Annotated in this window: 14 protein-coding genes and 10 tRNA genes; 2 read left to right on the top strand and 22 right to left on the bottom strand. The window is 34.4% G+C overall.

Annotation, left to right across the window (positions count from 1 at the left end; all coding sequences use genetic code 11):
• Positions 1-112 precede the first annotated feature (112 nt).
• From yjeM to udk, 9 genes are all read right to left on the bottom strand, one after another.
• Positions 113-1618: a glutamate/gamma-aminobutyrate family transporter YjeM gene (yjeM, locus tag C683_RS02825; protein ID WP_009489651.1), complete on the bottom strand. Its 1506-nt coding sequence runs from the start codon at positions 1616-1618 to the stop codon at positions 113-115.
• A 483-nt stretch (positions 1619-2101) separates the two neighbouring features.
• Positions 2102-3124, bottom strand: coding sequence for a lipoate--protein ligase (gene lplA / locus C683_RS02820; protein WP_040388627.1), 1023 nt, complete (start codon positions 3122-3124; stop codon positions 2102-2104).
• 19 nt (positions 3125-3143) lie between these two features.
• Positions 3144-3881 carry an MBL fold metallo-hydrolase gene (locus C683_RS02815; protein ID WP_009489647.1) on the bottom strand — a complete coding sequence of 246 codons (738 nt, stop codon included), beginning with the start codon at positions 3879-3881 and terminating at the stop codon, positions 3144-3146.
• An 85-nt stretch (positions 3882-3966) separates the two neighbouring features.
• On the bottom strand, positions 3967-5451 hold the full coding sequence (cshA, locus tag C683_RS02810; RefSeq protein ID WP_009489645.1) for a degradosome RNA helicase CshA: 1485 nt from the start codon (positions 5449-5451) through the stop codon (positions 3967-3969).
• A gap of 15 nt (positions 5452-5466) precedes the next feature.
• Positions 5467-6837 carry a UDP-N-acetylmuramoyl-tripeptide--D-alanyl-D-alanine ligase gene (locus C683_RS02805; protein WP_009489643.1) on the bottom strand — a complete coding sequence of 457 codons (1371 nt, stop codon included), beginning with the start codon at positions 6835-6837 and terminating at the stop codon, positions 5467-5469.
• Positions 6838-6857: 20 nt separating this feature from the next.
• Positions 6858-7919, bottom strand: coding sequence for a D-alanine--D-alanine ligase (locus C683_RS02800; RefSeq protein WP_009489641.1), 1062 nt, complete (start codon positions 7917-7919; stop codon positions 6858-6860).
• Positions 7920-8054: 135 nt separating this feature from the next.
• Positions 8055-8576 carry an anaerobic ribonucleoside-triphosphate reductase activating protein gene (nrdG, locus tag C683_RS02795; RefSeq protein WP_009489639.1) on the bottom strand — a complete coding sequence of 174 codons (522 nt, stop codon included), beginning with the start codon at positions 8574-8576 and terminating at the stop codon, positions 8055-8057.
• Positions 8577-8584: 8 nt separating this feature from the next.
• Positions 8585-10690, bottom strand: a complete 2106-nt coding sequence (gene nrdD, locus C683_RS02790) for an anaerobic ribonucleoside-triphosphate reductase (protein WP_009489637.1) — start codon at positions 10688-10690, stop codon at positions 8585-8587.
• A gap of 72 nt (positions 10691-10762) precedes the next feature.
• The gene (gene udk / locus C683_RS02785) at positions 10763-11395 is read right to left on the bottom strand and encodes a uridine kinase (protein WP_009489635.1); all 633 of its coding nucleotides are present in this window, start codon (positions 11393-11395) and stop codon (positions 10763-10765) included.
• A 289-nt stretch (positions 11396-11684) separates the two neighbouring features.
• Here udk and C683_RS02780 point away from each other — a divergent pair, with 289 nt between their 5' ends.
• On the top strand, positions 11685-13634 hold the full coding sequence (locus C683_RS02780) for a KUP/HAK/KT family potassium transporter (protein WP_051011321.1): 1950 nt from the start codon (positions 11685-11687) through the stop codon (positions 13632-13634).
• Between the two features lie 51 nt (positions 13635-13685).
• Here the strand turns inward: C683_RS02780 and C683_RS02775 are convergent, their stop codons facing one another.
• Together C683_RS02775 and C683_RS02770 are read right to left on the bottom strand one after the other, a co-directional pair.
• Positions 13686-14480 carry an alpha/beta hydrolase gene (locus C683_RS02775; RefSeq protein WP_051011318.1) on the bottom strand — a complete coding sequence of 265 codons (795 nt, stop codon included), beginning with the start codon at positions 14478-14480 and terminating at the stop codon, positions 13686-13688.
• Between the two features lie 18 nt (positions 14481-14498).
• On the bottom strand, positions 14499-15758 hold the full coding sequence (locus C683_RS02770) for a S1C family serine protease (RefSeq protein WP_009489629.1): 1260 nt from the start codon (positions 15756-15758) through the stop codon (positions 14499-14501).
• A gap of 120 nt (positions 15759-15878) precedes the next feature.
• On the opposite strand from C683_RS02770, the gene rlmH reads away from it, so the two are divergent.
• Positions 15879-16358 (top strand): 23S rRNA (pseudouridine(1915)-N(3))-methyltransferase RlmH, encoded by a 480-nt coding sequence (rlmH, locus tag C683_RS02765; RefSeq protein WP_009489627.1) that lies wholly within the window; start codon positions 15879-15881, stop codon positions 16356-16358.
• Between the two features lie 39 nt (positions 16359-16397).
• Here the strand turns inward: rlmH and nadE are convergent, their stop codons facing one another.
• The 11 genes from nadE to C683_RS02710 all read right to left on the bottom strand — a co-directional run bounded on the left by nadE (position 16398) and on the right by C683_RS02710 (position 18152).
• Complete coding sequence (nadE, locus tag C683_RS02760) at positions 16398-17216, bottom strand: ammonia-dependent NAD(+) synthetase (RefSeq protein ID WP_009489625.1); 819 nt, start codon at positions 17214-17216, stop codon at positions 16398-16400.
• Between the two features lie 77 nt (positions 17217-17293).
• Positions 17294-17377: transfer RNA gene (locus tag C683_RS02755), tRNA-Leu, on the bottom strand.
• 21 nt (positions 17378-17398) lie between these two features.
• Positions 17399-17469, bottom strand: a tRNA-Cys gene (locus tag C683_RS02750).
• 6 nt (positions 17470-17475) lie between these two features.
• A tRNA-Gln gene (locus C683_RS02745) sits at positions 17476-17547 on the bottom strand.
• A gap of 13 nt (positions 17548-17560) precedes the next feature.
• A tRNA-His gene (locus C683_RS02740) sits at positions 17561-17633 on the bottom strand.
• 21 nt (positions 17634-17654) lie between these two features.
• Positions 17655-17725 (bottom strand) — tRNA-Trp (locus C683_RS02735).
• A gap of 6 nt (positions 17726-17731) precedes the next feature.
• Positions 17732-17812: transfer RNA gene (locus C683_RS02730), tRNA-Tyr, on the bottom strand.
• 3 nt (positions 17813-17815) lie between these two features.
• Positions 17816-17888: transfer RNA gene (locus C683_RS02725), tRNA-Phe, on the bottom strand.
• Between the two features lie 8 nt (positions 17889-17896).
• A tRNA-Asp gene (locus C683_RS02720) sits at positions 17897-17969 on the bottom strand.
• 11 nt (positions 17970-17980) lie between these two features.
• A tRNA-Glu gene (locus tag C683_RS02715) sits at positions 17981-18052 on the bottom strand.
• A gap of 9 nt (positions 18053-18061) precedes the next feature.
• Positions 18062-18152, bottom strand: a tRNA-Ser gene (locus tag C683_RS02710).
• Between the last annotated feature and the right edge of the window lie 28 nt (positions 18153-18180).

The following is an 18180-nucleotide window of genomic DNA, read 5'->3' as shown; positions in this document are numbered from 1 at the left end:
ATAAAATTTTATAATTTTGTATATATGTTCATTATAGCACATTTAAATAGAAATGTATGAATATATGTATTAAAAAAGAGAAGTGGAATCCACTTCTCTTTTACTTTATTTATTATCCTTGTTTACCATATTTCTTTTCGTAACGAGTAAACATTACAAACGCAATGATACCAAAGATTAATGGACCAGCGATAGAGAATAATGTTTTCGCAATATCACCGTGAATTGCTGGTTCAATAATTGTAAAGGCATTCGCAAAGCCAACAACTAATAATACAACAACCACCGCCAATTTCGCTTGCCATGGCTTTTTGTATAATTCAAATGGTTTTTTGATTTCTGTTTTCTTCTTGAATCCTAAGAAGGTAAAGGCAATAAACATATATGGTAACGTCATTGATACGTTTGTCATTGCTACTAAAATATCAAAGAATTTAGAAGCAGTTGATCCACCGAAAGATACTACTGCAATAATTGCAATAACGATAATCGCTTGCCATTTCATTGCGTGTACAGGCATACCATGTTTATTTACTTGACTCCATTTTGCAGGCCATAATTCTTTTGGTGTACCTTCAATCAATTGTTTTAATGGAGAGAAGATAATTGTGAAGTATGCTCCACCTAACGCTAAGAACATTGAAATACCTACATAACGAGCAAACCATTGACCGACAATCATCGCTGTATGATCAGCAGCACCAAAGGCTAATCCCATTTGGTAACCCATGTTGTTTAACGCTACATAAGCTACGTTCGCCATTGTTACTTCACCATTAGCAAATTTTTGGAAAGCAAAGTCCCAATTTGTAAATGCGCCCATGATGAAGATTAATAGTGAATATCCGACAGCGATAATAATCGCAGATAATAACACTGCTTTCGGGAATGTTTTTTCTGGTTTTTCAGTTTCATCTACTAAACCACCGACAACCTCTAATCCACCATAAGCAAAAATAGCAAATACTAAGAATGATAAAACAGATAATGGATTTTGATATCCAGGGTTTGGTGAATGTAAGAAAGCTTGGAATGATAATGGTTCAGCCATGTGACCATTTTTCACTAAAATAACTACACCACAAGCTAATACTACTAAGTTAATTAATGCTGTGGCAGCACCACCTACAGAAGTGAATTTTTTGATTTTTTCAATTCCGTGGCTCGCAATCCAAGTAACTACAATAACAAATAAAATTCCTAAAATCGCTAAAGTTTGAACACTATTCAAACCAAATAGACTCCAAGTTTGTGTTTTATCTTCACCAAAAATAATATTTGATAAAGGAACCCAAATTGAAGTTCCTACGTTTACCATCCAAATTACGTAAGAAATGTACCACATGAACATTCCAATAAACGCAAAACGTGGTTTATAAGATTCAGCCATCCAAGAATAAATTCCACCTTTAGAATCTTTAAAGGCAGCACCAAATTCTGATAGCATGAATGCGTAAGGAATAAAGAATAAAATTGCTGCTAAAACATAAAAAATAATTGAGCTATATCCCATCAGCCAAAAGGCACGAGGAATGTTTGCAAACCCATAAACAGAAGTAAAAATCATTAATACTAATGGAATTAATGTTAATTTTTGTTTACTGTGTTGTTCTCCCATAACTCAAATCCTCCTTTACTTGATCATCATATGTCTAACTTATAATTTAGCATTTTCAACGATTAGTTATTTAAAATCTAGTTTTATTGTAGCGAAAAAAAATTTTTTTGTAAAACTAGATGCAATTTCCAACCCTTATTTTCACTTCTTATCTTTCTTTATTTCTTTCATATATAAATAACAAAAATATATATATTAATCATTATTAATATCACTATATATTCTTATTAAAATACCAATATATAAGCGAATTCAAAAAAGAAAGGTTGACTTCAGAATCTCCTTCCATCAACCTTCATTTTTTCATTAATTTACATCTTTAGCTTTCAAACAAAAAAATATCACTGTTTCATAGAAATAATGATAACTTTGTTCTATATGTATAAATTCTGTTTCTTTTTATCTTATTCTGTTTCTTTTATAAATAAAATAATTATATTTTGATTAGAAAAAGATTATATTTTATACATTTATTATTTTTTGTTATTTTTCTACTAGATTTCCTAAAATTAAGTCTGCTACCTCTTCTTTTGTTACGCTACTTCCAAAGAATAATTCTACTGGAATATCAGCTAAACGATCCATAATTGCTTCTTTTGAATAAGCACATCCTTCTAATGCTTTCGCAATTTTTTCGACATCTTCACTACCAAAGAAATCTCCATAGAAGTGGGCTTGCTCAATTGTATTTCCTTTAATTAATAAACGTACATCGACAGATCCTGTTGGGAAACGATGTTTATATTTTGTATTAAAATCAGGAGAAGCTCCATAATTCCAGTCCCAATTTTCATAATATTCTTGGGCAATTTTATCAATATGTTTCCAATCTTCATTGGTAAAAACATAAATTGGAATTTCTTTTAAATCAGCAACTTCAAAAATAGACTTCAAGATTTCATCTCGGAATTGTTCTGTCGTTAAATTTTGTTTCTTTTTTGGTAAATGAGGTAAAATATTTGTCACACGAGATTTTACTGAGCGAATTCCTTTGGTTTTCAATTTAGAAGGATCTACTTTTAATGCATCGTTAACTACGGTTAAATCACTATTGAATAAAAGAGTTCCATGACAAACGATACGATTTTTTTTCTTATACATCGCGTTACCAGAGAATTTTCGATCTCCAATTAAAAGGTCATTTCTTCCTGAAAGATGAACATCTTCTACACCTAAATCACGAATTGCTTTCACAATTGGAGCAGTTAATGTTTCAAAATCCATAAAGTGATCAGAGCTTGGTAAAATAAAACTAAAGTTTAAGTTCCCAAAATCATGGTAAACTGCACCTCCACCACTCATACGGCGAACCACATCGATATGATGTTCTTTGATATATTCTTCATTAATTTCTTCAATTGTATTTTGATTACGTCCGATAATCACTGACGGAGAGTTAATATAGAAGAAAACAACGGATTCATCCCAATCTTTCTCTTCTAATAAATAAGTTTCCATCGCTAAGTTTAAGCGTGGATTATGTTCTTCATTCGGAATATAAATCATTTTCATTATTGAATCCTCCTTAAATTTCGTAACTATCATTTGGATGAGCAACATCTACTACCATTTGGAAGTCACTGGCATTTTCAATTTCTGTTACTAAACGTTTTTCATCCATACCTTCTTTAAGGTGAGTAGCAACCACATGTTTTACTTTTGCAGCTTTAGCAATTTCCCCTGTCTCTTTAGCAGTAAAGTGAAAGGCATTCTTTTCATTTCCTGTATAAAAGAAAGTATCTGCTAAAAATAAATCTGCATCTTTGGCAAATTCTGGCCATCTTTCCATATAGCCACTGTCTCCTGTAAAGACAAAGATTTTTCCTGTTTTCACTTCTTCAATACGAAAAGCAAAACAAGGAACTGGGTGAATAGTTTTCATAAAGGAAATAGAAAATGGACCAATTTTTATATTTTCTCCCTCTTGATAAGCATAGCCTTGAGAAACTTCAGGAATTGTTAGTAATTTAAAATGACATTCATCTTCATCATTTCCATAAATAGGTAAAATAGGAGTTTCTACTCCTCGATTTAATTGACGATAATATTGTAATACTTGTAAATCAGCAATATGATCTCCATGATAGTGAGATAAAAGAACGGCATCTAATTTTAATGGATCTAATTTCTTTTCTAATTGTACAAAAGAGCCGCTTCCTGCATCGATTAATAAAGAGAAATCCTCACTTTGAAGTAAAAAAGAAGTCGTTCCATTGGTTTGACTTGGATAAGCTCCACTTGAGCCAAGAACAGTTAATTTCATGCTAGTTCCCCCTTTCTATTAATAATTTCATTATACCAAATCTCATAATTAGAAAACAAAAAAGCCATCTTGAAGATGGCTTTTCTTATTTTTGACGAATGGTAAAATTACGTTCTTTATTTTTATTTTTTGCTTTCCCTTTCCCTTTTGGTTTTCCATTACGTTCTTTTGTCTTACGATGATCTTTGTAATCGTGACGACGACGATCTTTATAACGATCATGACGACGAGAACGTTGCTTTTTACCAGCAGGTAAAGGACGTTCTGGTGTGATTTTTACCGGAATGTCATTGATATCTTCTTTGGCAACAACTTTTAATAATAAAGCGGTTAAATCAATCGCTGAATATTGTTCCAATAATTGATCTGCTTGTTTGACATAACGATCTAAATCCGTATTTTCTAATTTTTGTGCAATTTCTTCCATCGCACTTTGCATTTGTCCAGCAAAAGCTTCTTTTTTTGTTGGTGGCTTCAATGGAGTCATGCGTTTTTTCGTTAATTTTTCAATCGTTTGTAAATAACTCATTTCATTAGGAGTGACAAAAGTAACACTCATTCCATCTTTTCCAGCACGTCCAGTACGACCAATACGGTGAACATAACTTTCTGGATCTTGTGGAATATCGAAGTTGTAAACATGAGTAACTCCTGAAATATCTAACCCACGTGCAGCCACATCAGTTGCTACTAAAATGTCTAGTTCACCTTTTTTAAAGGCTTTTAAAACATCCATTCGTTTTTGTTGTGATAAATCTCCATGAATTCCTTCTGCTTTATAACCACGACTTTCTAAAGCACGACTTAATTCATCTACACGACGTTTTGTACGACCAAAAATAATGGATAATTCTGGAGTATGGACATCTAATAAACGAGTTAAAATATCAAATTTTTCAAATTCTTTAACACGCATAAAGTATTGATCAATCAAGCTTGCTGTCATTTCTTTGGCTTTAATTTGTACGTGTTCTGGATTTTTCATAAACTGAACGCCAATTCGTTTAATATCTTCTGGCATTGTAGCAGAGAAAAGTAACGTTTGACGATCATTTGGAACGCTTTTAATAATGCTTTCAATATCATCTAAAAATCCCATGTTTAACATTTCATCGGCTTCATCTAAAACTAAAACTTTAACATGATTTAATTTTAGCGTTCCACGTTGAATATGATCTAATAGGCGACCTGGAGTTCCTACAACAATTTGTGGATTTTTTTTCAAAATACGGATTTGACGATTGATATCTGCTCCTCCGTAAACAGCCTGAACTTTCAAGCGACGTTCTTTACTTAAACGATATAATTCTTCTTGTGTTTGAATCGCTAATTCACGAGTTGGCGCAATAACTAATGCTTGCGTTTCTTCTTTTTTGGCATCAATATTTTGAATCGTTGGTAACCCAAAAGCAGCTGTTTTCCCAGTTCCTGTCTGTGCTTGTCCAATGACATCTTTTCCTGCCAAGACAAGCGGAATGGTTTGTTCTTGAATTGGTGTTGCTTCTTCAAAACCGACACTTTCTACTGATTTTAAAATATCTTCTGCTAATCCTAAATCTTTAAATTTCAATGTATTCCTTCTTCCTTATCTTTCATCTTGTAATTTTTCTACGACAGATAATAAATTTGTACCATTACTTGCTTTTAATAGCATCATGGTTTGTGAATCACAATATTTTTGTAAATCTGTGACTAATTTTTCTTTCTGATCTAATGGATAATAATGTACCCAAGAGCTTGCCTTTTTCTCTAAGGCTGTTTGTAAATCTTGTATTAAATCACCATATAAATACACAGCATCAATTTGTTCTGGGAAAATATGTTCTCCTACACTTGCATGTAATAAACGTGCATCTTCGCCAAGTTCTAACATATCTCCTAAAACGAGTACTTTTCTTTTTGGTGTTTCTAGCTGACTAAAATTATCAATAATAACTTTCATAGCTGTTGGATTCGCATTATAAACATCACTTAAGATTTCTAAGCCATTTTTCCCTTCTAACCATTCTGCACGATTTTTAGTAGCTTTAAAATGTTCCAACCCTTGAACCATAAAAGAGAAAGGAACTTCACATAATTGGCCGATAGCTAAAGCAATCAAAGCATTTTTTACATTATAATCCCCAATAATAGGTAGGGTAATTTCTGTGGAACCTAAATTAGAAAGGAAGGTTGTTTCTTTTTGTGAAACGGCTACCACTTCTCCCCAAATATCTGCTTCTTTGGTTAGCCCAAAATATAATACCGATTGAGAAATATTTTGAGCTAATGAACGTAATAAAGGTTCATCAAAAGGTAACACAATCGTTCCATCCTCTTTTAATCCTTGGACAATTTCCCATTTTGCTTTGGCAATTCCTTCTCTTGAACCAAGATTTTCAATATGAGATTCACCAATCATTGTGATAGCTGCAAAATCTGGCTGAGCAATTTTTGTTAATAGAGAAATTTGGTCCGCACCATCCATTCCCATTTCTAATACTAATGCTTCTGTATCGGTTGGCATATGCAAAATAGTGTAAGGTAAGCCATATTCATTATTATAATTTCCTTGTGTTTTGAATGTTTTATACTTTTGTTCTAAAACAGCAGCGCACATATCTTTTGTTGTTGTTTTTCCGTTACTACCTGTAATCGCAACAACCATTGGATTTAATTTTTGACGATAATAAGCAGCTAATTGTTGGAAAGCTACAGTTGGATCTTCTACTTCTAAATATGGAAAATCTGGACGTTCTTTTTGTGTTTTCGCCCAAAACGTAGCCGCTGCCCCTTTTTCTTTAGCACTTTTGGCAAATTGATGTCCATCGCGTACTCCAGGTAGGGGAACAAATAAATTTCCTACTTCAATTTTACGTGAATCAAATTCAATTCCAGAAAGAGCAAAGTCCTCCCATTGTTGATAATCATTACTCGCTGAGACAACTTTAGCAATCTCCCAAAATGATAATTCCATATGGTTCTCCTACCTCTCTTTTAAATCAATGCTTTCTTTTCTGCATAGCGATTTTTAGCTAATTGAATTAATTCTTCGATTAAATCTCCATAAGATAAGCCCATATTCTTCCATAATAATGGATACATACTAAATGGAGTAAATCCAGGCATAGTGTTAACTTCATTTAAGAAAAGTTTATTTTCTTTCGTTAAGAAGAAATCACAACGGCATAATCCACTGGCATCTAAAGTAGCATAAGCTTTTTTCGCATATTTACGTGCTTCTTCTGCGACTTCTTCTGACACTTCAGCTGGAATTTGTAATTTCACATCATTGTTAATGTATTTGGCATCAAAGTCATAGAAATCTACAGTTTTAACAATTTCTCCTGGTAATGTCGTACGAATTTCTTCGTTTCCTAATACCGCCACTTCAATTTCACGAGCTTCAATTCCTTGTTCTACTACTACACGACGGTCATAGCGGAAAGCATCAGTAATTCCAGCTACCAATTCCTCACGAGTCATTGCTTTACTAATTCCTACACTTGAACCCATATTGGCTGGTTTGATAAACATTGGATAAACCAAACTTCCTTCACAACGATCACAAACTTGATTTGGATTTTCTTTCCAATCCAATTTAGAAATTGGAACAAATGGCAATTGTGGAATTCCTGTTTGTTGTAAGATGTATTTTGTCATAATCTTATCCATTCCACAGGCGCTAGCAAGTACACCACAGCCGACATAAGGCATATCTAAAATTTCAAAGCCACCTTGCATTGTGCCATCTTCCCCATTTGGTCCATGTAATAGAGGGAAAATCACGGCATCTTCCTCATAAATATCAAATGGACGAATGACTGTCCCTTCATATCCATGATCATTTTCCGCTCCATCATAAGATAAATCTAATTGTTCTTGAGATTCAGGAGCAGCATTCAAGCAAGGACCTTTCACCCATTGCCCATTACGTGCAATGAATACGAGTTGAACACTATAATATTCATAATATAATTCTTGTAACATTGAGTAAGACGATAGTAGTGAAATGTCATGCTCTTCACTTTTACCACCGTAAATAAATACGATTTTCACATTAATTCCTCCATTACTGTTTTTCAGTCTATTCTATTATACTCTACTTTTATACGATAATAAAAGAAGTTTCTTAGCCAATCAAAAAATAACAAAACCTTTTTCTTTTAAAAGTACTATTTTTCTAAAATGATTTTATTTTTCTTCGGACCAAAGATGAATTCGTTGTGTACGCAAAGAAATAGGCACATCAATCATTCGTTGATTTTTACTACCATAAAAAGATTGATTCAACGTTTTTTGTGCTTCGATATATGGACCATCAATTAATACATCTACATAAGAAAGTAATTCTTTTTGTAAAGGATGTTGTTGTAACTTTTCAAAAGTATATCCCGTCCAGACCCAAAGATCTTTTTGGGGCAATTCTTCTTTCATTCGTCTTACTAACGGCAGACAAATTTGTAAGTTTAAAAAAGGCTCTCCTCCCAATAAACTTAACCCTTGAACATAAGGTTGTGCTAAGTCTTGCATGATAGTTTCTTCTAGCTCTTTGGAATACAAAAAACCATAGGTAAAAGATTGAGCTCTTTCATTAAAACAACCTTGGCAATGTAAATGACAACCACTGACATATAAACTACAGCGAACCCCTTCTCCATCAACGAAATTAAATGGCTTATAATCGGCGATATAGCCTTTCCCTCCTACTTCCATTTCTGCTCTTAAACACCTTTCATATGTTTTACTCGATGACAAATTTCTTCATGTCGTCCATGTACCATTGGTCTAGCTTGTGGATTTCCTAGATATCCACAAGTTCTTTTAACTACATCGCAAGTATTGGGATCAGTATTGCCACAATTTGGACACATAAATCCTTTTTTTGTTGGTGCAAAATCTCCAGAAAAATCGCATTTGTAGCAATGATCAATCGGTGTATTTGTTCCTAAATAACCCACGCGGTCATATGCATAATCCCAAACTGCTTCTAACGCTTTTGGATTATGTTGTAACACAGGATATTCGCAATAATGAATAAACCCACCTGATGAGTAGTAAGGATAATCCTTTTCAAAGTCTAATTTTTCAAAAGGAGTTGGATTTTTTCTGACATCATAATGGAAACTATTTGTATAGTAATCTTTATCTGTAATGTTAGGGATTTCTCCATATTTTTCCTTATCCAAACGACAGAAGCGATCGGTTAAACTTTCACTTGGTGTACCATATAAACTATAATGATATCCCCATTGTTCACTTTCTTTTTCAGCAAAAGATTTCATTTTACGTAAAATTTCTAATGTGAATTCTTTGGCCTCTGGATTACTTTCCCACTCTGGACCATAAAATAGTGTCGCTACTTCATAAAGACCAATGTAACCAATAGAAACCGTAGCTCTTCGATTTTTAAAAACTTGGTCTACGATGTCTTCTTTTTGTAGACGTTGACCAAAAGCTCCATTCATATAAAGAATCGGTGCATTTTCTGGGATTGCTTCTTTACAACGTTCCACACGATAATGTAACGCTTCTCCCACGACTTCTAGACGATCTTCTAAAAGAGAAAAGAAAGCTTCCTTATTTTGATGTGCTTCAATGGCAATTCTTGGTAAATTCATCGTTACTACGCCAAGATTCATTCGTCCTACATTGACTTCTTTTCCTTTTTCATCAATCCAACCTTGTAAAAAGCTACGACAACCCATTGGAGTTTTAAAACTTCCTGTAATCTCTTTAATCTTGTCATAGCTTAAAACATCAGGATACATTCGTTTGGTTGCACAAGTTAAAGCTAATTGCTTAATGTCATAGTTTGGATCTTCTTTTTCCAAATTCACACCACGTTTCAAAGTGAATACTAATTTAGGAAAAATCGCTGTTCTTTTTTCTATACCTAATCCTTCAATTCGGATGGTTAAAATTGCTTTTTGAATTTCTCGAGCAAACCAATCCGTACCAAGACCAAAACCTAAAGTAGTAAAAGGTGTTTGTCCATTAGTACTAAACAACGTATTAATTTCATATTCTAAACTTTGCATCGCGTCATAGATTTCTTTTTTGGTTTTCTTTTCAGCATAAGCTACCCATTGTTCTTCTGAAAGCCACTCTTTTGCTTCTGCGATATTTTTTTCATAATTTTTTTTCGCATAAGGAGCTAACACTTCATCAATACGATCTGCAGAACATCCTCCATATTGACAAGAAGAAACATTCGCAATAATTTGTGCAATTTGAGCAGTAGCGACTTGAATAGAGTTAGGACTACTTACTTTTGCATTCCCTAATTGAAATCCTTCTTTTAACATAGAAGCAAAATCAATTAAGCAACAGTTAGTCATTGGAGTAAAAGGAGAATAGTCTAAATCATGAAAATGAATTTTTCCTCGAATATGTGATTTTCTTACTCGATCTGGTAATTGCTGAAGCCCTAAGCTTTTATTCACAGCTCCTGCCGTTAAGTCACGAAAAGTATTGAAAATCGTGCTATTTTTATTGGCATTTTCATTCACAATCGCTTCTTCTTTATTGATTAGTCGCTGGGTTGCCTGTTCTAAATCTAATACTTTTTTGATTTCTTCTTCTTGACTATGTTTCTTTTCTTTGGCATTAATAATCCAATAGGGATGAGTCGGCTCTAACATGGCAAACAGTGTATCTTCGATTTCTTTTGTGGAGTGAATTTTTCCTATAGCCACTTGTTCTTCAATGGCATTACAAAGAGTAGGATATTCCTCTTGATCTTCTCCTCCACTCATTAACCATAAACTTTGATATAATTTTGCTTTACGGAAAGGTTCCCATGTTTGATTTTTTTTCTGTATTTTCATCTTCATTGTCTCCTTTTCTATCTTGAAAAAGGAAAAAGACTCTTCTATGAATCAGAAAAGTCTTTTTACGCTTTAACGATTTAAAATGCTATCAATTTTTGTGATTAATAAATCAATCGCTACTTGGTTTGAGCCACCTTCAGGAATGATGACATCCGCATAACGTTTTGTTGGTTCAATAAATTGATGATACATTGGTTTTACATTATCAATGTATTGTTCAATCACTGAATCTAAAGTACGTCCACGTTCTTCCATATCACGTTTGATACGACGAATAATACGAATATCATCATCTGTATCTACGTAGATTTTAATATCCATTAAATCACGTAAACGAGCATCTTCTAATACCATGATTCCTTCTAAAATCACAACTTCTTTTGGTTCTTGGACGATTGTTTTTGAACTACGAGTATGCTCTACATAATCATAAACAGGTTTTTCAATCGTTTCCCAATTTAATAATTGATTTACATGTTCAATTAATAAATCTGTATCAAAAGCCAACGGATGATCATAATTTGTTTTCACACGTTCTTCAAAGGTTAAATGACTTTGATCTTTATAGTAAGCATCTTGTTCTAACATCATTACTGAATGATTAGCAAAATGATCTAAAATTTTGCGGCTAACGGTAGTTTTCCCACTTCCTGAACCACCAGTAACACCAATGATAATAGGTTTTTTTCTTTCTTTCTCCACTTTTTTACGCTCCTCATGATGGAAATATACTAGTTAACATTATAATCATTTTTAATAGGAAAATCTAGGTTAGATTTTGATTTCCCTTCATTTTTTATCGTTATAATCTTTATCGATTTTTCCGTTTGTATATGTTACAATGACGGTATAAAACGAGGGCAGCTAGTATTCTAGTGGGCTCTTTTTTCTATTATGTTTCTTAAGAAAGGACTTTATAAAATTGAATAAACAACATGCGAACAGTCAAATTAGTCATTCCAAAGTGACCTTAGCTGGTTTATTGATTACCATGGGTGTCGTATATGGAGATATTGGGACCAGTCCGTTATATGTAATGAAATCCATTATGGAAGGAAATGGCGGCTTAGCCACAATGAAACCAGAAATGGTGTTAGGTTCCATCTCACTTGTCTTTTGGACAATCACATTATTAACGACGATTAAGTATGTCTGTATTGCTTTAAATGCCGATAACCATGGAGAAGGTGGAATTTTCTCTCTTTTTGTTTTAGTGAAGAAGATGAGTAAATTCTTGATTATTCCTGCTATGGTTGGGGGTGCAGCTTTACTTGCCGATGGGATGTTAACTCCAGCTGTAACGATTACAACTGCGATTGAAGGGTTACAAGGAATTCCTAGTTTCTATGAAGCGTTTGGAGATAACCAAAATGTTATTATTGCGATTACTTGTACGATTATTCTTGTGCTATTTTTAATCCAACGCTTTGGGACTTCCTTTATCGGAAAAGCTTTTGGACCTATTATGTTAGGTTGGTTCACTTTCCTTGGACTTGCTGGCTTACTACAAATTCCTCATGACTTTTCAGTTTTGAAAGCATTTAACCCTTACTATGCGATTCATTTACTGTTTAGTCCTGAAAATAAATTAGGAATTTTTATCTTAGGTAGTATTTTCCTAGCCACAACCGGGGCTGAAGCTTTGTACTCTGATTTAGGTCACGTTGGGAAGAAAAATATTCGTGTAAGTTGGGTCTATGTTTGTGTTTGCTTAATGTTAAACTACTTAGGTCAAGGAGCATGGATGTTATCTGTCCGTAATAATCCTACATACTTAAATATGGAAGATTTAAATCCATTCTTTAGTATGTTACCAAAAAGTTTAACCGTGTTTGCTGTAGCGTTTGCGACCGTAGCTGCCGTTATCGCTTCTCAAGCATTGATTTCTGGATCTTACACCTTAGTTTCAGAAGCTATTAAGTTAAAAATGTTGCCTCGCTTGAAGATTTCTTATCCTTCAAATAATAAAGGGCAAATGTATATGCCTTCTGTAAACTATATTTTAATGATTGGTTGTATTTTCTTAGTCTTATACTTCCGTACTTCTGCTCATATGGAATCTGCGTATGGGTTAGCTATTACGGTGACGATGTTAATGACAACCATCTTACTATTCTTCTACCTATTGCATCGCGGATTTAATAAATACTTGGCGTTCTTCATCTTAATTTTCTTTGGTGGAATCGAAAGTGTATTCTTTATCTCTAGTGCGATGAAATTCTTACATGGTGGATATGTTGCTGTAATCATTGCCTTAATTATTTTAGGAATTATGGCGATTTGGACTCGCGGAAATGTCGTAAAACAAAAATACTACAAACGCGTTCCATTGGAAAATTACATTGAACAATTACGTGAATTAAAAGATGATGAAAGTATTCCGCTTTCTCAAACGAACGTTGTCTTTTTAACTGATAATTTACAACACCACGAAGTTGGACATGATATTATGTACTCCATCTTAGATAAACGACCAAAACGTGCAAAAGTTTATTGGTTTGTTAATGTGTATGTTACAGATGAACCATACACAATGGAATATTTGGTTGACATGATGGATACCGATTTTGTAGTAAACGTTCAATTACGTTTAGGCTTCCGTGTCAGTCAAGATGTCAACGTATACTTACGTCAAATTGTTAATGAGTTAATGGCAGAAGGAATGTTACCTCGCCAACCACAAAAATACTCAACTATGAAAAACCGTAACGTCGGTGATTTTGCCTTCGTTTTATTACAAGAAGAGTTACCTAAGTTTACAAGTTTAAATCACTTAGATAAATGGGTAATGCAAATGAAATTAGCCATCAAGAAAATCACAGTCGCTCCTGCCCGTTGGTATGGACTAGAATATAGTGATGTAATTACAGAACGTGTTCCACTATTTATCGAAAAGACAAAATGGCATACGTTGAAAAAAGTTGATACTGATTTCCATTAAAAGAAAAAGGTTCCAGATAACTTCTGGAACCTTTTTTTATATCTATAAGAGTTAATTACGACGCATCCATTCTAGACATAAAGAGAACCAATGAGCTACATGGTCATCTCCTTGAAGCGTAGTACGTGCATCTGCTAAACCTAATCCATGTGGGCCATGATCAAAGATATGTACTTCACCTGGTACGTCATTTTCTTTTAAGGCTTTTACATAATCTAAGCTATGAGTTAAATCTAACACTTGATCTTCCCATGTAGTCCAAAGGAAAGTAGGTTTACTTTCTTTATTAACTAATTTACTACTATCAAGTTGCGCTGGAGTTGTTGTCATTTGAGCTTGTAATTCTTCTGTTTTTGGGAAATCCTTATCATAAGAGGTAACAGGATAGCCTAAAACAATACGATTTGGCATTGCTTGTTCTTTCGTTAAGTTTGCTTTTTCTAAAAATTCTTCACGCATAAAGCAACCATTATAAAGACTAACAATAGAACCACCAATAGATAACCCCATTAAAGTTAAATCTCCATTCATATGCCAATCTTTTTCTTTTTCGCGCAATGTACGAATCGCTTCTGCTAAATCTAGCAATGGAGTAGGCATCAATGCACCTTCAATTTCACCTAACAAATGATAACGTAAATAAAATGCTTGATATCCGGCATTTGCGAAAGCTAAACAGATACGATCCATTTCTTGGTAGGGAATTTTTTGAAATCCACCACCAGGAACAACAAGTACAGTTGGATAACTTACTTGAGCAGTCGTTGGATTTTCCTCTAAGCAATATCCTTTCAAATATGCTTTACTATCTGCGCCTAAATTTAAAGATACCTTTTGCATTTTCATCTCTTCCTTCCTTTATTATTAACGATGACTATTTTGTTCACGTAATGTAGATTGTTTTAATTTTGCATTACTCATCGTTAATTTTACTTTCACTGTTTCTTTCTTATCTTGACGGTAGAAAGTAACAGGAATTGTATCTCCAATTTCATATTTATATAGAGTAGATTGTAAATCTGTGGTGTTTTTAACATCATGATTTCCCACTTTTACAATTACATCATATGCTTTTAATCCAGCTTTTTCGGCAGGAGAATTAGGTTGTACGGAGCTTACAACAACCCCTTCTTGTACAGATTCTGGAACTTTTAAAATTTCTTTTTGTTGTTCCGGACTAACATAAGATAAATCTAGCATCGTCACTCCTAAAGCAGGACGTTCTACTTTTCCATCTTTTTCTAATTTGTTAATAATCGAAACCACATCATTACTTGGAATAGCAAAGCCCATTCCTTCGACAGAAGTCATACTATCAGAATTTGAAATTTTGATAGAATTAATCCCAATCACTTGTCCTGCCATATTAATTAATGGACCTCCAGAGTTCCCAGGGTTGATGGCTGCATCGGTTTGAATTGCATTAATACTAACCGTGCCACCATTTTCTGATTTTGTCGTAATGGTACGATTTTTTGCTGAGATAATTCCTTCTGTCACTGTATTGGCATAATCTGACCCTAGAGGAGAACCAATAGCAATTGCCGGTTCACCTACTTTGATTTTATTAGAGTTACCGAACGTCGCAACTGTAGTCACATCTTTTGCATTAATTTTTAAAACTGCAAGATCAGAATATTCATCTTTTCCGACTAATTTTGCCTTTACTTTATGACCATTGTTTAATACCACTTGTAAAGCATCTGAACCATCTACAACGTGATTATTTGTTACGATATACGCTTCTCCATTATCTTTTTTATAGATAACTCCACTACCTTCTGAAGCTTCTTGTAATTCTTTGTCTGAATTTTTATCTTGCTCAGGCTGTTGTTCTTCTTGTTGACCAAATAATGAGCCAAATAAGCTAGACATATCATCTTTGGATTGAGCCTTTTGTAAATTAATTACTGAAACTACTGCGCCTTGTACTTTCTCAACCACTTTTGTTACATCTGTATTGACATCATAATTTACTTCACTTGTTTTAGTTTCCTTATCAGAAGTACTATGTCCTTTTTCGCTTTCAAAATGATTAAATAATCCTACGCCTCCAAGGACAATTCCACATCCAACAACACCGCCAGCGATACCTAAAATAAAACTGTTTCCTTTATTTGCCATAAATTTGATCCCTTATCTTTCTTTAACTTTGCCTTTATAATAGAAGATAGCGAATTTTTTCTCAAGTTTTTGGATTTAAATTTAAATACTTTATAACTTTTTTTAGAAAGGATAGAAAAAATGGAAATTAAAATTATCACGGTAGGAAAATTAAAAGAGAAATACTTAAAATTAGGAATTGAAGAATATACAAAACGATTGAAAAAATATACCAAGGTAACGTTAATTGAAGTTCCTGATGAAAAAGCACCAGAAACATTAAGTGAAAAAGAAATGGAACAAGTGAAGGAAAAAGAAGGAGAAAGAATCTTATCTCATATTCAAGATAAAGATTATGTTTTTGCTCTAGCCATTCTTGGAAAAAATTATGATTCCGTTGGTTTTGCCAAACAAATTCAACAATTACAGGTACATGGTAAAAGTACATTAACTTTTGTTATTGGTGGCTCTTTAGGCTTATCAGATTCTGTTATGAAACGATCAAATGAAGCGATTTCTTTTGGTGCTTTTACTTATCCTCATCAATTAATGAAATTAATCTTAGTCGAACAAATTTATCGTTCTTTCCGTATTAATAACAATGAACCTTACCATAAATAGAAAGAGCCAAAGAGATGATTCTCTTTGGCTTTCTTTTTATTATTTCCACCACTCATCAAATAGAGTTGCTGGTAAATGACGTTTATGTTCTCCGCGTTGCCACCATTTCTCAATGATTGCTTCATCTTCTTTACTCAATGATTCTCCTTCTAAGTAAGCATCAATTTTTTCATAAGAAATTCCTAAAGCTTCTTCATCTGCTAATAGTGGTTTATCTTCCTCTAAATCGGCAGTTGGTACTTTTTCATATAAAGCAGAATCAGCGCCTAAATATTTTAACATTTCTTTTCCTTGTCGTTTATTCAAACGGAATAATGGTAAAAGATCAGCTCCTCCATCACCAAATTTTGTAAAGAATCCCGTTAAGTTTTCTGCTGCATGGTCTGTCCCTACCACTACTCCTTGAGTCGCACCTGCAATCCCATATTGGGCAATCATACGTGCTCTAGCTTTGATATTTCCTTTATTAAAATCACTAATTGTAAATCCAGCATCTGTTAATTCTTTTGTCATTGCTTCTACAGAAGATTGAATATTAATCGTTATTACGCGATCAGCTTGAATAAAGTCTAATGCTTTTTGTGCATCGGCTTCATCTTTTTGCACTCCATAAGGTAAACGAACGGCAATAAATTGATACTCTTTTTTTGTTTCTTGACGTAACTTTTCAACCGCTAATTGACACAAACGTCCTGCTAACGTCGAATCTTGTCCTCCACTAATTCCTAAAACAAAAGTTTTTAACCATGGATTTTTTTTAGCAAAATCCATTAAGAATTGTACACTTTTTTCTACTTCTTCTTTAGGATCAATTTCTTTTTGTACTTTTAATTCTTGAATAATTTTTTCTTGTAACATCTTTCCTTCATTCCTCTTCTATTTTTACATAAAAAAAAGCCTTTGAAGATTCAAAGACTAGGAGTTTTCTATCAATATACCGGCGGCCGGGGTCGAACCGGCACGTCCTTGCGGACACTGGATTTTGAGTCCAGCGCGTCTGCCAATTCCGCCACGCCGGCCTATTTCATTAAACGACAAAAAGGCGACGACCGGATTTGAACCGGTGCTCAGGGTGTTGCAGACCCATGCCTTACCACTTGGCTACGCCGCCATAAAACTGGGGTAGCTGGATTCGAACCAACGCATGAGGGAGTCAAAGTCCCTTGCCTTACCGCTTGGCTATACCCCAATAAAAATATAAAGGCGGATGAAGGGAATCGAACCCTCGAATGCCGGAGCCACAATCCGGAGCGTTAACCACTTCGCCACATCCGCCATAAACTTATTAAAGTTTAACAGGGGTAGCAGGAATTGAACCCACACTAACGGTTTTGGAGACCGCTGTTCTACCTTTAAACTATACCCCTAAACTATGGAGGAGAGTGGATTCGAACCACTGAACCCGAAGGAACGGATTTACAGTCCGTCGCGTTTAGCCACTTCGCTACTCCTCCAGATGGCGCGAGACAGAGTCGAACTGCCGACACACGGAGCTTCAATCCGTTGCTCTACCAACTGAGCTACCGCGCCACGTATTACGGTCCCGACGGGATTTGAACCCGCGATCTCCTGCGTGACAGGCAGGCATGTTAACCCCTACACCACGGAACCTTTTATTTGAATGACCCGTACGGGATTCGAACCCGTGTTACCGCCGTGAAAGGGCGGTGTCTTAACCGCTTGACCAACGGGCCAATTTAATATGGAGAGTAAGGGATTCGAACCCTTGAGACAGTTAATCACCGCCTACATGATTTCCAATCATGCTCCTTCGGCCAGCTCGGACAACTCTCCCGATTCTATCACTTACTATTTCCAATTA

Origin of the sequence: Catellicoccus marimammalium M35/04/3, from assembly GCF_000313915.1 — a bacterium.
GTDB classification, from domain to species: Bacteria; Bacillota; Bacilli; order Lactobacillales; family Catellicoccaceae; genus Catellicoccus; species Catellicoccus marimammalium.
This window is presented reverse-complemented; position numbering and strand designations above follow the sequence as displayed.

What these genes read in the sequence shown, in the direction of transcription:
- yjeM (WP_009489651.1), bottom strand. Translation starts at nt 1,618, where the DNA reads ATGGGAGAACAACACAGTAAACAAAAATTAACATTAATTCCATTAGTA.
- lplA (WP_040388627.1), bottom strand. Translation starts at nt 3,124, where the DNA reads ATGATTTATATTCCGAATGAAGAACATAATCCACGCTTAAACTTAGCG.
- C683_RS02815 (WP_009489647.1), bottom strand. Translation starts at nt 3,881, where the DNA reads ATGAAATTAACTGTTCTTGGCTCAAGTGGAGCTTATCCAAGTCAAACC.
- C683_RS02805 (WP_009489643.1), bottom strand. Translation starts at nt 6,837, where the DNA reads ATGGAATTATCATTTTGGGAGATTGCTAAAGTTGTCTCAGCGAGTAAT.
- nrdG (WP_009489639.1), bottom strand. Translation starts at nt 8,576, where the DNA reads ATGGAAGTAGGAGGGAAAGGCTATATCGCCGATTATAAGCCATTTAAT.
- nrdD (WP_009489637.1), bottom strand. Translation starts at nt 10,690, where the DNA reads ATGAAAATACAGAAAAAAAATCAAACATGGGAACCTTTCCGTAAAGCA.
- C683_RS02780 (WP_051011321.1), top strand. Translation starts at nt 11,685, where the DNA reads ATGGGTGTCGTATATGGAGATATTGGGACCAGTCCGTTATATGTAATG.
- C683_RS02775 (WP_051011318.1), bottom strand. Translation starts at nt 14,480, where the DNA reads ATGAAAATGCAAAAGGTATCTTTAAATTTAGGCGCAGATAGTAAAGCA.
- C683_RS02770 (WP_009489629.1), bottom strand. Translation starts at nt 15,758, where the DNA reads ATGGCAAATAAAGGAAACAGTTTTATTTTAGGTATCGCTGGCGGTGTT.
- rlmH (WP_009489627.1), top strand. Translation starts at nt 15,879, where the DNA reads ATGGAAATTAAAATTATCACGGTAGGAAAATTAAAAGAGAAATACTTA.
- nadE (WP_009489625.1), bottom strand. Translation starts at nt 17,216, where the DNA reads ATGTTACAAGAAAAAATTATTCAAGAATTAAAAGTACAAAAAGAAATT.